We start from the raw sequence: 13047 nt of genomic DNA, 5'->3' as shown, positions 1-13047 counted from the left end.
GCGCAAACCGCCGCCCACGAGGCTGATCATGGCGAAGCTCTTCTATGCAAAGCGAATTCTTCATCGGGCGGTCCGGTCCAAAGGTCTGCGGAATAATTGAGCGCGATTTGTTCAACGCGCATCCAGCGACGCGGTTCGTCGCGCACCGCTTCGTGTTCGCTGCGGATGAAGCGCGCCAATCGTGCGAACATGTTCATTTCGCCCAACGTGATGCGCTTGGCCTCTAGCACGGCCTCTCGGTTGCGCAGCCAAAGGTCCGATGCTGCTACATCGGCGATGATGCGAAAGACATCTGGGTCCTCGGGATCAATGATCACCATGCTTTCGCGTGGAAAGTAGTCGGTGACATTCGGGCTGCCGTAGTAGATCGGCATCGTTTCAGCCACAAAGCAATCCATCAGTTTCTCCGTCATCAGCAGGGGCCCGCGGTAGTTTTCGAAGGCGATGGAATAGCGGTAGGGGGCCAGAGCGGGCCACTTGTCCGCAATCTCACGGAACCCGCGCCCATAGTGATCAAAGGGCACCCGCGCCTTCAGTGCCTGCAAAAAGGCGAGGCGGTAGCGGTGACCGCTCAAGATTGCCTCGTCCGAACAAATCCAAGAAAGATGTTTGGGCTTGTCCTTGGGCTGGATCGTCGTGGCCTTCAGGTCATCATAAGGTCTGTCTACAGACCAAGATCTGATGGTGGACGGCACGGGCACATAGCGACGCGGCTGATCTGCAAAGCGTTCTACGGCGTCGGGGTCACAGGTCAGCACAATGGTGTCTGTTCCCTGGGCTCGATGCCATGGCATGTGGATCGGTGTGGGCGGTTCAGCGACGGCAAAAATCGTGCGACGGGGTGCGCCCTTAAAGCGGACGAACGGTTGATGAAAGTCCATCGAATTGAAAAACACATGCCAGTCGGCGGGCACCGCCGGGTCCCGGGTAAAGGCAACGCCGTCCCAAACGCAGCGACCGCCGGGGGTGGCATTGCGCAGGCCGCTGTCAAAGTAGTCCTTCCAATTGTCGTAGCAGCGCACCACGATGTCCGCTGATTTTGCGTCCTGCGGGCTTGCTAGGGGACCGCGTTGGCATTGGCACGCAGCATCAGGCAGCCCGACCTGATGGCGCACCCAATCGCGGGCTGAACCCAGCTCTGCCAGCTTTTGATCCCATCGCGCGCGTATGCCCCGGCGCACGCGGTCTGGCGACAAGCGACTGAAATCGAATGTCATTGTGCCCTCACGCCCCTATGCTGGCTGCCAAGCCTGTCAAACCTGATCCCTATTTCCATGCGTATCGCGTAACGGCTACCGGTTTTGGCGGGTGAAGCAAAGGCGGATGTCAAGCCGGGGCGCAATGCGAGCGCAAGCCGCAAAGCAGTATCGACAGTGTTGCGCGATGAACCATAAACCGTATCACAGTGTTGCTCACTGTCCAGCAATGCCCTAGCCTTAGCCCAAAACCAAACATGCCGGAGCAGTCGAGCACCATGAAAAAAGAAGAATTGATCGCGTTTATCTGTGAAGATGCAGGTCTGAGCACAGATGAATTTAACGACGACACCCTGTTGTTCACGGATGGCTACATCGACAGCTTCACCATGACCTCCATGCTGGCCTTCATTGAAGACGCAACCAAAATGAGGATCGAGCCATCGGCGGTCACTGTCGAGAATTTCGATTCCGTTTCGCGCATCATGAAGTATCTGGAGGCGAACGGTGGCTAAGTCTTTCCAGCGCCTCTCGTATGATCAAGTTACTTCGAATTTCTCGACCAATAAGCTGCGTAATTTTCCGGGCCGAAATAAGGGAAAGGCCCGCCTTTTCCCTTACGCAAAGCCCGTCATCAGGCCCCAAAACCAATTTGTCGAGAACCCTGGTTTTTTTGTTGCGGGCAACTGTTATGGCCGTCAGATTGAGCGTGCGCTCAGTATTGCAGGCTGTCAGATCAATTCCACGCCCAGCGACCTGAGCCTACCCGGTTCTGTGTTACAGCAGTACAACCGGTACAATGTCTACCACCAAGATGTGGCTACGAACGAAATTACATGGGCCATCGACCCCGATTGTCAGAACTCGGACGATGCGTTCGTCGTCGTGGATGACGAGTGGGCGGATATGCAAATTAACTTCTCTTTTGCCCACGCGAAGGAGGAGGCGCGTCGTCATAGGGCGATTTTCAACGCCACCTATCAGAAGGTCAAACATTCTGACGTTGTTATTGTAACAACCGGCGGGATCGAGCTTTGGTATGACGCCGAAACGAAGCTATACCTCAACAGTATGCCAACCAAACGCATGGTCGAGATTTATCCAGATCGGTTTGAGTTGCATCGCTTCAATCTGGAAGCCTGTGAAGAAAGCCTTCATCGCACTGTTGACGTGATCAATAAGAATACGGCCGTATCACCCATCATTTTCATTACTGCCTCGCCAGTGTTCCAGCCGACGGTCTTTACAACCGACGACAGCCTTATTGAGCAAACCTATGCGCGGGCTTGTCAGCGCGTCGCGGCCGAGCGTGTTTCTACCGAGTATGATAACGTTGAATATCTGCCAGGCATGGAATTTGCCGATCTGAGTGATCGTAAATTCGGTTTTTCTGATTTTTCTTATAATCATACACTGCCCTGTATGAGCAATCGCTTGACCGCTGAAATGCTTCATAAATATCAAGGCGCCTCCAGCGGCTACGAGGCATTGAACGCCATAGCCCATGCTGAGGCGCTTTGTATTGATGAAGATTTTGAAGGTGCCATTAAAGTCTGTGAGGATGGCATTGCCGCAGGCGCAACTTTGTCGGTGGCGTTTGACTTGGTGTTCCTACAGGCCCTGAACGGAGCATTCAGGGGGCAAAAGGCCTGTGATTGGGTGATGCAACGGGTCGGTGATATTCCGGCAGAGGATCAGGCAAAGTTCATAAACGCTGCCCGTGTACCGATGCAGACCTACGGATCGGAGCACGACTTGGGCGTGTTGATCAGCACTGTAAAGGCTTGGAATAGCACGGACGAAACGGTCGTGTCGTCGCTGGAAAAGCTTGAGGCCTTTCAAAAGACGGGCAAGGCCAAAACAGGTGGGCCAGATCGCCCATACGTCGAAGAGATTTCGGCCCTGTTTCGGGCGCGCCGTTTTGATGAAGTGATTGAACGCAGCGATGAACTGTTCGCACGTAATTGCGACCCCCGGGCGAAAACGGCGGTGCTACGGTACTTGGATAAGACGCTTTATTTAAGTGGTGGCCGTAAGATGTTTGACTACCTGATGGAAGCTATCAAGGTGGATGACGATCTTGAAAAGATATGGAAAGTCCGGTTTGCGCGATTTGCGCGGGCAGAAAAAGACATAGCCAAGATCGAAAGCGTATTGAGCCTGTCTGATAAAATCACAGAAATCCCGGGATATGACAATTTCATAGCTTTTATGGAGAATGCCCGTGCTCAGGCCCTTGAGGCCAGTGCTTGATTCTTAATGCCCAGTAGATAGGTGCGTACGATGGATCCAATTGATCGGTTTATTTCTGTGGCAAGCAAGTTTGCGGCGGAAGATGCAATTGTAACCGAAGATGAAACTTGGCTGTACCGGGACTTGGAGCGCGCTGCACGCGCATTTTCCCATCTGTTTTCCGAACATAAGGCGGAGCGGATTGCGATTGCGCTGCCCAAGCAACACATGACCTATGCCGCGTTTCTGGGGGCAGGCATGGCTGGGGCATATTACGCACCGCTGAATACCTCATCTCCAATCGGTAAATTGCAGGGCATCGTCTCTCAGCTAAAGCCAGATACCATTGTGGCAGAGCGTGAAGCACTGGGCGAACTCGGGGCAGCCTATCCAGATGCTGTTTTGATTTGTCCTGAGGATGTCGACCTTTCCAAAACGATGGATGGCCCGGGATCGCGTCACGACTATTCGCATATCATCTTTACGTCCGGCTCAACGGGCACGCCCAAAGGTGTTATCATCCCACGGCGTGCAATGACCAGTTTCGTCAATTGGCAAGAGTGTTTCGAGATCACGCCGCAGGATCGCATCTCGCAGCAGCCAAATCTTGCGTTTGACATGTCGTTGACAGACATATGTGCCGCCTTTTGCTTTGGTGGCGCGCTTTACCCACTTGTCACCACAGCGGATACAATGCGGCCGGGTGATTTTGTGGGAAAGAACAAGATCACGGTATGGGGGTCTGTTCCTAGTGTCCTAAGTCAGATGGAACGTGGCAATCAGTTGAATGCCGAGACATTCGCCTCCATTCGTTTGATTACAACGGCGGGTGAACCCTTGTTCAAGGAACATCTTGATGCTGTGTTCGCCGCGAATCCCAAGATCGTATTTCAGAATTCCTACGGACCCACGGAAACGACGATCACAATGACATGCCGAACCCTGCGTCATGACAATTATTTGCAATACTGCGGCAACTGTGTGGCTTTTGGTGATCCGGTTGAGGATATGGAAATCCATCTGGTAGATGGACCCTCCGAAAATGAGGGCGAGGCGTTGATCGTTGGGCCGCAGGTCGCCGTTGGGTATTGGAATGATCCAGATAAGACTGCGGCCGTCTTTACCGAACACGAAGGGCGTCCTGCATACAGAAGCGGGGACTGGGTCCAACGCATAGACGGTGAATATTTTTTCAAGGAACGCATTGATTTTCAGGTAAAAATCAGAGGGTATCGCGTTGAATTGGGCGAGGTGGCCGCAGCCATCAGAGCCACCGGATGGAAGGTCGCCGTCGCATTCAAATATGATGATTATCTGGCCGCAGTGGTGGAGCGGGTCGAGGGGATGCCGCTGGAAGAGCGCAAGCTCAAGCTTGCCCTTCAGACATATATCGAGAAGCATGCAATCCCGAAGCGCATCATCGAAGTTGATCGCATTCCAAGAAGTGCCAATGATAAATTGGACAGCAAAGCGACACTGAAACTCTATACGGCTTTGATGGCGTCGAAAAGCGAATGACCATAGCGTTTCAACACTTTTCAGAACTGCGTTTGGGGCGTTCGTATCTGCCGGACATCGTTGAATTGATTGTGCAGTCTTTCGATTTTTACTCGTTGCTTCCCATAGATCGCGCGTCTTTGGACGATTTGATTGAAGAAGAGGTCGTAAATCCATCGACCGAGTGCTCCAATCCGTTTGTCTGTATGATCGATGACAGGGCGGTAGGGATTATTTGTCACTTCCCGGTGGCCGAACTGGAGGTCAGGCAGCGCAACAGCATGCTGGCAAGTCTGCGGCGTTTAGATCGCACGGGCCGGCAGGTCTTGAAACAACGTCTAGAGGCCGAGGATTACGGCGTAGCGGCTGTAAATGACGGCGCGACCGGGACGTATGTCTCCCGGGTCGCAGTAGATGACGCTCAACGGGGACAGGGGATTGGCCGGCAACTTTTTGCAGCATTTCAAAATCGTATTGGCCCCGACACTATTCATTTGCACGTGGACAAAAACAACGTTGCCGCTCAGAAGTTCTACACCGCATTATCTTTTGAAAATCTGAGCGAGACGTCAGTGCGCAAGCAGCTTTGGAGGCTGGAGGGCAGACCGACCATCGCCTAACATCTCGCTGCTCTCAGTTGCCAGGTTCTTCGATATCATTCGCCATCATTTCGAGAAAGGCTTTGGCCTCGTCCGACATTTCCACGGGGGCAGAATTTGCCGTCCCCATCGTAATTGGCGTCAAAGGCAGCGCGGCGTAGTCGTCCTCGGAGAGAGGCCGGACATTGGGGGATAGGGCGGCCTCCACCCGGTAGGGCAGACCGGTGAAACCATCGCGTGCATGAAAAATCACGGATGTGCCGGTCCAATGGGGCGCGGCAATCTGGTCGAAATCGGGACGTCCAAAATCCACAAGACGCATGACGCCCTCGGACCACGGTTGCATCGGGTCCTCGGTTGCCAATTGCGCCTCGTAGGCGGCGCGGTAGGCGGCAGGGTCCAATATCACTTCGAACCCATCACCGACGGTCAAATGGTTCACTGCGACTGCCAACTGCGCCGCGCATTCGGCGTTCAGCAGGCCCGGAACAGCGGACACAAGGGCCGAGACGCTTTGCACCTCGTCACTGTCGTCGAGGATCACAATGCGTTCGAGGCTGTCTGTCAGGCCTAGTTCAATCAGGGGGATACTATCGGTCATGCACATACGAGCTCCTTTGAGCGTTATTCAATCGAGGCCCACTCGGCCCGGGACCAGTCGTCGGTTGCAGGGCGCAAGTCACCCGGCGGAATGGTCTTTTGGTACAAAGTAGGCTCACCGGTGCGAAGGTCTGGAGCCATTACAAAATAGGTGTGGCTTTCGGACGATCCCCAGTTGGTATCGGCGATTACGAACTCGGGCGCGCCAAGCTCGTCCCGTGCAAGGTTTTCGGCCGCGCGTGTCCCAAACTTGGTGAATTCAGCTTCGGCAGTTGGTTTGTCTGGATAGGGTAGCGCAGCCACCGCCTGCTTATTCGCTGCGGCCACCGCCTTGGCAAGGTCGTCTGTGGTCAGGCCCGCAGTCGGGCGATGTGCATCAATGGCTGCGGTCACGGTCGCCAGATACCCGGCGTCGCCGCCAAGACTGCCTTTGATGCGGTCAAAGCTACGGTCGTAGATGGCCACAGTCTGATCCAGTGTCATCACTTTGGCCTTCAGTGCAGTCCCTTTGTCCACCAGTTCGGTTTTGACATTCTGCGCGACCTCTTGCGGTGTGTCGCCTTTCAACACGTCCAGAGAAGGATCGTTTGGTGTGGCGTTAAAGCCGTGCATGCCCACTGTTCGGATCGTGACCATTTCGGCATCTGTATCGCCAAAGCCGCTGACCATGGATGTTAAAATCTCCTCGGCCCGGTCATGGACATCAGAGGTGGCTCCGCCTTTGGCAACAAATTCCTTTTGTTTCATGTCGTCCCCGAACATCGTTTGCGTTGCAGCGGTGGTTTGGCCTCCGGACGAAAGGGCCCAAGGTGTGTAACCCGCTGTTTCAAACATACTCACAAAGGCATCCGTGGCGGTATAGGTTGTGACGGCCTTGGCTGCATCAGATCCAGCTTCGAACCCCATGAATGCAATGCCGACCTTCGCCGCCGCCGCCGAAAAGTCCGCTTTGCTTCGCACCTCTTGGCCGGACGCTTTGTGCGTCAGGATGTAACGACCTGTGCTTGAACTGCCATCGTTTGAATCCGTGATCGTGGAGGTCGGATCATAGGTAAAGCTGAACGCTTCGGTCATGGCCTTGATCAGTTTCTCGGGCAGCTTTTTGCTGTTCCACTTGTGTTTGACCTTGGCGGCAAAGCCTTTCAGGCCACCGGTTGCTTTGTCATCTTCCTTTTGGATCTCGCGCAGTTGGGCCGCCATGGCCGTAGTGCCTGCCAGTGATTTTCGTGCAAAGGTCGTTGCGCGAGAAGACCCGGCCTTTCGGGCGGTTGATGTTGCCAGTGAGTATTCAAGGCTGCGCATGATCGGGTCTTCGTCCGCAGGCAGCAGAGTGATCGCAGCCACCTCAGGGCCGAAGGGCGGTTTATAAGTGCCCTTGCCGGCGATTTGGGCATAGGACGCCATGGCATCCACAGGCTGCGTCTCGCGCAGGCGCCGGGCCGGCGCCGTTGAAAAACACGACCCTACGGGGCCTTGATCCAGCGGTTTCAGCATGGAGGCCACGACTGCCGCTTGTGCATCGCGTTTGGTTACGGGATCCGTCTCGCCCTTGCCCAAAGATCGGCGGACAAGTCCGAGGCCAGCGCCAAGGGGCGCATCGGGCATATCGTCCAAAACTGCCTGTGCCTTTGGACCTGTTTTGGGGTCGTTGAAAAAGGCAATGGTTTCGAGCGCATGCTCGGTCATGGCCGGAGTTTGGTTTATCAGTACGGATGGGTTGAACAGCATGTCCCCCACCGCGCCCTTGGCCGAATCTGAGGTCAGGTCAATGTTGCCTTCACTATCCAGCAACGCGCTGGCGATTTTGGTCGACCGCAATTGCGCGCGCTGCGTCGGATTGGCTGCGGTCAGGCCGCCGAAGGGGTCGGCAACGAACTGACGACCAGAGGCGAGATAGTCATCCAGACGGTCAAAATATCCGTCCCCCACATGGCCCGAAGCCTCGACCAATTGTTTGGCATAAGCCTCAGATGTCGCGGACCCCGCCGTAAGCTTGCGTCCACTGTCTGACGCAAATCCAGCCTCCTGTTTGTCCAACACGTTGGACAACCCCTTGGCCATCACCTCGGGGTATTTGGCCTTGCGGATCATGCCCACTGTAGCGGTGGTCAGTTCTGGGTTGCGCGCAAAACCTTCGATCAAGGATTTCGCAGCCTCGTCGGACAGTCCTTTGGCAGAGTCCTTGGACAGCGGGCCAAAGGTCAAGGCATCGCCAAGCGCCTTTTTACCGCGCAGGGCTTTGTCAAAGGCCATTGCCTTGTCTAAACGATCGGTCAAGGTGGCCATATCGGTCGTGAGCATGGCCAACTGAGCGGTCTTGGCTTCACTATCTGGCGCGGCTTCAAGACGTTTCAGCTTGGCCGCAAGGACGACTTTCTGGCGTTGGGCCGTCTGCACCTCACCTTTGGATTGAGCCAACAGTTCTGGCGTCGCCTCCACGTCGCCAACGACCTTGCCAAAGCTGGACATGGCGCTTTCGGCAGCGGCTGCGGCGCCTGGAAATTTGCTGGCGATCGACTTGGCCTGTGCCAGTTCCTCTGGGGAAGGGGCGGTGTTGCCTGTGCCTGTCTTTTCCCAAAGGGTGGGGGCCGGAATTTCCTTGAGCTGTGCCACGACGAAAGTCTGCAGCGCTTTGATGACTTTGACCGCGTCCTGAACTGCTTGCGTGTCCATCGCCCGCTCGAACGCTGCATCCAGCTTGGCCGCTTGTTTCTTGGCCGAGGGCAAGCCGCGCTTTTGCAGATCGTCATACTGCGGGGCCAGGTTTGTCCGCGCTGCCCGGATTTTTCCAATTGCGCCCGAAGCTCTGGTGGCGTGGGGGGCAGGGGCGCTTCCGCCGTCTCGGGTGGCAGGGCGGGTGCAGGGGCGTCAGGGATCGCCTCAACTTTCGCCAGACCGCTTTCGATCCGTTCCAAAAGTGTCGCTGTGGCGTCCAGTTTGCCTTTGCTTAGTTGTGCTGTTGCCGTTTTTAACCCTTCGATCAGTTTCGCCGCAGCCTGCGGTTGTTTTGTTTTCAGGGGTATTGCCCGTGCCACCAGCGCCTTTATCTTGGCCGACAGCAACGCACGCCGTTCGGCCAAAACGTCATCGACGTCGGCAGGGGCCGGGCCGTCGGGGACGGCGGGGGGCGTTTCTGCGTCTTTGACAAAGGTGTCTGTTGTCGCGTCGTCGTCTTCGCCGTCGTCTACAACCTCGCCACCGGGCAGGGTGATGACCACCTTCATCGCGATCCCGAGTGTCTTGAGCCATTTCTTGGCAACCTTGGGCAAGGTCTTTGGGAAATCATCATCTGCGGCCCTGAGGTTGATGATCTTGCCACTGACGGTCATCACACCTTCGACACCCTTTGGCCCGCCGCCCTTTGCCTTTGCTTGACGACGCATCACGCCAGATGCCTTGTTTGGATGGGCCTCTAAGACCATGCCGTCCTTTGTCATGAGCAGCGCAAAGTTCAGATCTTTTTTACGCGCTGTTCTTAGGGTTTCCTGAAGTTCTGCTGCGACGACCTTTGGGTCGACCTCTGATTTCGGGGGCATGGCGTCATCCAAAACTTAAAACTAATACGACCACGCTAGCGGTCGATTTGACGTTGGGGAAGGAAAACCTGCAATCGGATGCGGATCGTGCCGTTTGCGCTTGTCGTTAGCGCTAAACTGCGCCAATCGGATTGAAATTTAGATCACACAGGGGGATGTCCCATGGCCGAATGGTGGCGCAGCGCAATCGTGTATCAGGTGTATCCCCGGTCCTATCAGGACGACAACGGTGACGGGGTTGGCGATTTGGCCGGGATCACGCGCCGTCTGCCCCATATCGCGAATCTGGGGGCCGATTGCATCTGGCTGTCCCCCATCTTTGCCAGCCCGCAGGCGGACATGGGTTACGACGTGTCGGATTATCTGGCCGTGGATCCGCTGTTTGGGGACATGGATGACTTTGACGCGCTGATCTCGGCGGCCCACGGGCTGGGCCTGAAGGTGATTGTGGACCAAGTGTTGTCCCACACCTCCGACCAGCACGATTGGTTCAAGGCGTCGCGCCGGGACCGGACCAACGATAAGGCCGATTGGTATGTCTGGGCCGACCCGTTGCCCGATGGATCCCCCCGACGAATTGGCACAGTCATTTCGGTGGCCCCGCGTGGGAGTTCGATCCTGGCCGCGGCCAATACTATCTGCACAACTTTCTGGCCAGCCAGCCCGACCTCAACTTCCACAACCCAGATGTCGTGGACGCGATCCTGGACACCTGCAAATTCTGGCTAGATCGGGGCCTGGATGGGTTCCGTCTGGACACAGTGAACTACTATTTCCATGACCAACAGCTGCGCTCCAACCCGCCGGCACAGGTGGCGCCGCAGGTCATGGCGACCGACCTGTACGGGATGCAGCGCAACATCTACAACAAGACCCGGCCCGAGAACCTGGGCTTCATCGAACGCCTGCGCGCCCTGACGGACCAGTATGACGACATCATGATGGTGGGCGAGGTGGGCGAGATGGGCCGCCGGTCCATCGAGATCATGGGGGAATACACCGAAGGCCGCGATCGTCTGCACATGGCCTACAGCTTTGCCATGTTGGGTCCTGATTTCAACGCAGCCCATTTCCAGAACTGTATCCAAGGGTTCCAGCGGGGCGCGCCCGATGGTCACCCTTATTGGTCGTTCAGCAACCACGATGTGCCCCGCCACGTTAGCCGGTGGAACGGCCATGCGGTCAGCCACGACGCCATGGCGCGCCTGGGCTGTGCGATGCTGATGGCCTTCGAGGGTACCATTGGCATCTATCAGGGCGAAGAGCTGGGGCAGCTGGAAACGGAGATGACCTTCGAGGAGTTGACCGATCCCCCTGCGATCCGGTTCTGGCCTGCCGTTAAGGGCCGAGATGGCTGCCGTACCCCCATGGTGTGGGAGGCGGATGCGCCCAATGCCGGTTTCTCGACCGTCAAACCGTGGTTGCCCGTAAAAGCGCCCCAAGCGGCGAATGCCGTGGATGCGCAGGCCCCAGATGGGATCTTGGCCTTTTACAAGGACATGATCGCTTATCGCAAAGCCAGTGCGGACCTTGCCACCGGCGCGACGGAGTTCCTCGAATTGCCAGAGCCGCTACTGGTCTTTACCCGCGGGGACGGGCACACCTGCGTGTTCAACCTGTCCAAGGATGCTTTCACGCTGAACGCGCCGGCCACGGAAATCCGCGTCAGCCATCACGCGACCCTGTCAGATAGTAAGCTGTCACTTACGGGAAATGGTTGGGCCTATTTGACCGGTAAGGTTGCGCTGGACGTCACGTAACAACGTCCGGCGTGTCCCGGCCCGTGTGGGTGGACAGGGCAGAAATGCCCATGGCCGCCTGACACACCGCTGCCAGTGCGTCGGCGGGGGCTTGGTCCAAATGGTCTGGGCGCGTCTCAAGCGCTTCTAGGTACAGGCGGACGGTGGCCCCTTCGGTGCCTGTGCCGGACAGGCGGAATACTGCGCGTGCGCCGTCTTCGAACAGGATGCGGATGCCTTGCGCCGCCGAATGTGACCCGTCCACGGGATCGTCGTAGGCGAATTCATCGGCCTGTCGCACGGTCAGCCCGTTGTGGGTTGAGCCTGCCAGCGCGTCCAATTGCCCGCGTAACCCGTCCATCATGGCGGCGGCGGCGGTGCTGTCCACAGCCTCGTAGTCGTGGCGAGAATAGTAACAGCGCCCGTAGGTCGCCCAGAAGTCCGCCATCAGGTCAGCGACGGATTTGCCGGTTTCCGCCAAGATGTTCAGCCACAGCAGCACGGCCCATAGCCCGTCTTTTTCCCGCACGTGGTCGGACCCGGTGCCAGCACTTTCCTCGCCGCACAGGGTGGCTTTGCCTGCGTCCAGCAGGTTGCCAAAGAACTTCCAGCCCGTGGGGGTTTCGTAGCAGCTGATGCCAAGCGCCTCTGCCACGCGGTCGGCGGCCTGAGATGTCGGCATGGACCGCGCAACCCCGGCCAATCCGCGTGCATATCCGGGCGCAAGGTGGGCATGGGCAGTCAAGACCGCAAGGCTGTCGGACGGGGTCACATAGGCGTGCCGACCTACGATCATGTTCCGGTCGCCGTCCCCGTCAGAGGCGGCGCCGAAATCCGGCGCATCGGCACTGTACATGATGTCCATCAGGTCCTTGGCCCACGTGGGGTTCGGGTCCGGATGGCCGCCACCGAAGTCGGGACTGGGCGTGCCATTCATCACTGTGCCCGGGGCCGCGCCCAAACGATCCTCAAGGATGGCGCGCGCATAGGGACCGGTGACCGCATGCATCGCGTCGAACCGCATGGTGAACCCGCCTGCGAACAGGGCGGCGATCTTGTCGAAATCGAATAGGGTTTCCATCAGGGCTGCGTAGTCGGTGACAGGGTTCACAATCTCGACCCGCATACCGGCAAGGGTCTGGGTGCCAAGGGTGTCCAGATCCACATCCTCGGCGGCCTCGATCTTATAGCTGTCAATGGTCAGCGTGCGGGCGAAAATCTTGTCCGTCACCGTTTCCGTCGCGGGGCCCCCGTTGGGGCCATTGTACTTCAGGCCAAAGTCGGCGTTCGGCCCGCCGGGATTATGGCTGGCCGACAGGATCAACCCACCGTCCGCCGCACGTTTGCGGATCAGGTGGGATGCGGCAGGCGTGGACAGGATGCCGCCCTGACCGACGATGCACAGCGCCGCCCCATTGGCCGCCGCCATGCGCAGGATAACCTGGATCGCGCGGTCGTTGTAATACCGCCCGTCGCCCCCCACGATAAGGGTCTTGCCTGCAACGCCGTCGATCCCGTCAAAGATCGCTTGCACATAGTTTTCCAGAAAGTGGGGCCGCTTGAACACGTGGGTCTTTTTGCGCAAGCCGCTGGTGCCGGGCTTTTGTCCGTCGATCGGGTGGGTGCGTACGGTTTGTGTGGGCATGGT

General features: G+C 57.2%; 9 protein-coding genes and 1 pseudogene. 5 read left to right on the top strand and 5 right to left on the bottom strand.

Annotation, left to right across the window (positions count from 1 at the left end):
• Positions 1-26: 26 nt before the first annotated feature.
• Positions 27-1217: a glycosyltransferase family 10 domain-containing protein gene (locus tag ACZ1G0_RS11465; protein ID WP_472737061.1), complete on the bottom strand. Its 1191-nt coding sequence runs from the start codon at positions 1215-1217 to the stop codon at positions 27-29.
• A gap of 257 nt (positions 1218-1474) precedes the next feature.
• Between ACZ1G0_RS11465 and ACZ1G0_RS11460 the strand changes: the two genes are divergently transcribed.
• Genes ACZ1G0_RS11460 through ACZ1G0_RS11445 form a run of 4 tightly spaced genes read left to right on the top strand, consistent with a single transcriptional unit; the run spans position 1475 to position 5545 of the window.
• The gene (locus ACZ1G0_RS11460) at positions 1475-1711 is read left to right on the top strand and encodes an acyl carrier protein (RefSeq protein ID WP_472737060.1); all 237 of its coding nucleotides are present in this window, start codon (positions 1475-1477) and stop codon (positions 1709-1711) included.
• A complete protein-coding gene (locus ACZ1G0_RS11455; protein WP_472737059.1) occupies positions 1704-3449 on the top strand; it encodes a GSCFA domain-containing protein in 1746 nt (581 codons plus the stop codon). The genes ACZ1G0_RS11460 and ACZ1G0_RS11455 overlap by 8 nt, the downstream gene beginning before the upstream one ends.
• Positions 3450-3479: 30 nt before the next feature.
• Positions 3480-4946, top strand: coding sequence for an AMP-binding protein (locus tag ACZ1G0_RS11450; protein WP_472737058.1), 1467 nt, complete (start codon positions 3480-3482; stop codon positions 4944-4946).
• A complete protein-coding gene (locus ACZ1G0_RS11445) occupies positions 4943-5545 on the top strand; it encodes a GNAT family N-acetyltransferase (RefSeq protein WP_472737057.1) in 603 nt (200 codons plus the stop codon). Before ACZ1G0_RS11450 ends, ACZ1G0_RS11445 begins: the two co-directional genes overlap by 4 nt.
• A 13-nt stretch (positions 5546-5558) precedes the next feature.
• Here ACZ1G0_RS11445 and ACZ1G0_RS11440 read toward each other — a convergent pair whose 3' ends face one another.
• The 3 genes from ACZ1G0_RS11440 to ACZ1G0_RS11430 are packed head-to-tail and all read right to left on the bottom strand — an operon-like array spanning position 5559 to position 9660.
• A complete protein-coding gene (locus tag ACZ1G0_RS11440) occupies positions 5559-6125 on the bottom strand; it encodes a hypothetical protein (protein ID WP_472737056.1) in 567 nt (188 codons plus the stop codon).
• A gap of 23 nt (positions 6126-6148) precedes the next feature.
• Complete coding sequence (locus ACZ1G0_RS11435) at positions 6149-8593, bottom strand: hypothetical protein (protein WP_472737055.1); 2445 nt, start codon at positions 8591-8593, stop codon at positions 6149-6151.
• Entirely contained in the window at positions 8476-9660 is a 1185-nt protein-coding gene (locus ACZ1G0_RS11430; RefSeq protein ID WP_472737054.1) for a hypothetical protein, read from the bottom strand. The genes ACZ1G0_RS11435 and ACZ1G0_RS11430 overlap by 118 nt, the downstream gene beginning before the upstream one ends.
• Positions 9661-9822: 162 nt before the next feature.
• Here ACZ1G0_RS11430 and ACZ1G0_RS11425 point away from each other — a divergent pair.
• Positions 9823-11420: pseudogene (locus ACZ1G0_RS11425) on the top strand (alpha-amylase family glycosyl hydrolase).
• Here ACZ1G0_RS11425 and ACZ1G0_RS11420 read toward each other — a convergent pair.
• Positions 11413-13044: an alpha-D-glucose phosphate-specific phosphoglucomutase gene (locus tag ACZ1G0_RS11420; RefSeq protein WP_472737053.1), complete on the bottom strand. Its 1632-nt coding sequence runs from the start codon at positions 13042-13044 to the stop codon at positions 11413-11415. The pseudogene ACZ1G0_RS11425 and the gene ACZ1G0_RS11420 overlap by 8 nt on opposite strands.
• Positions 13045-13047 lie beyond the last annotated feature (3 nt).

The sequence above is a fragment of the Thalassobacter sp. HA4-2 genome (assembly GCF_055693705.1).
Note: the sequence above shows the minus strand (reverse complement) of the source record. Positions and strands in the feature narration are given on the sequence as shown.

Coding starts and splice junctions, on each gene's coding strand:
- ACZ1G0_RS11465 (WP_472737061.1), bottom strand. CDS start 1,217: ATGACATTCGATTTCAGTCGCTTGTCGCCAGACCGCGTGCGCCGGGGC.
- ACZ1G0_RS11460 (WP_472737060.1), top strand. CDS start 1,475: ATGAAAAAAGAAGAATTGATCGCGTTTATCTGTGAAGATGCAGGTCTG.
- ACZ1G0_RS11450 (WP_472737058.1), top strand. CDS start 3,480: ATGGATCCAATTGATCGGTTTATTTCTGTGGCAAGCAAGTTTGCGGCG.
- ACZ1G0_RS11445 (WP_472737057.1), top strand. CDS start 4,943: ATGACCATAGCGTTTCAACACTTTTCAGAACTGCGTTTGGGGCGTTCG.
- ACZ1G0_RS11440 (WP_472737056.1), bottom strand. CDS start 6,125: ATGACCGATAGTATCCCCCTGATTGAACTAGGCCTGACAGACAGCCTC.
- ACZ1G0_RS11435 (WP_472737055.1), bottom strand. CDS start 8,593: ATGTCCAGCTTTGGCAAGGTCGTTGGCGACGTGGAGGCGACGCCAGAA.
- ACZ1G0_RS11430 (WP_472737054.1), bottom strand. CDS start 9,660: ATGCCCCCGAAATCAGAGGTCGACCCAAAGGTCGTCGCAGCAGAACTT.
- ACZ1G0_RS11420 (WP_472737053.1), bottom strand. CDS start 13,044: ATGCCCACACAAACCGTACGCACCCACCCGATCGACGGACAAAAGCCC.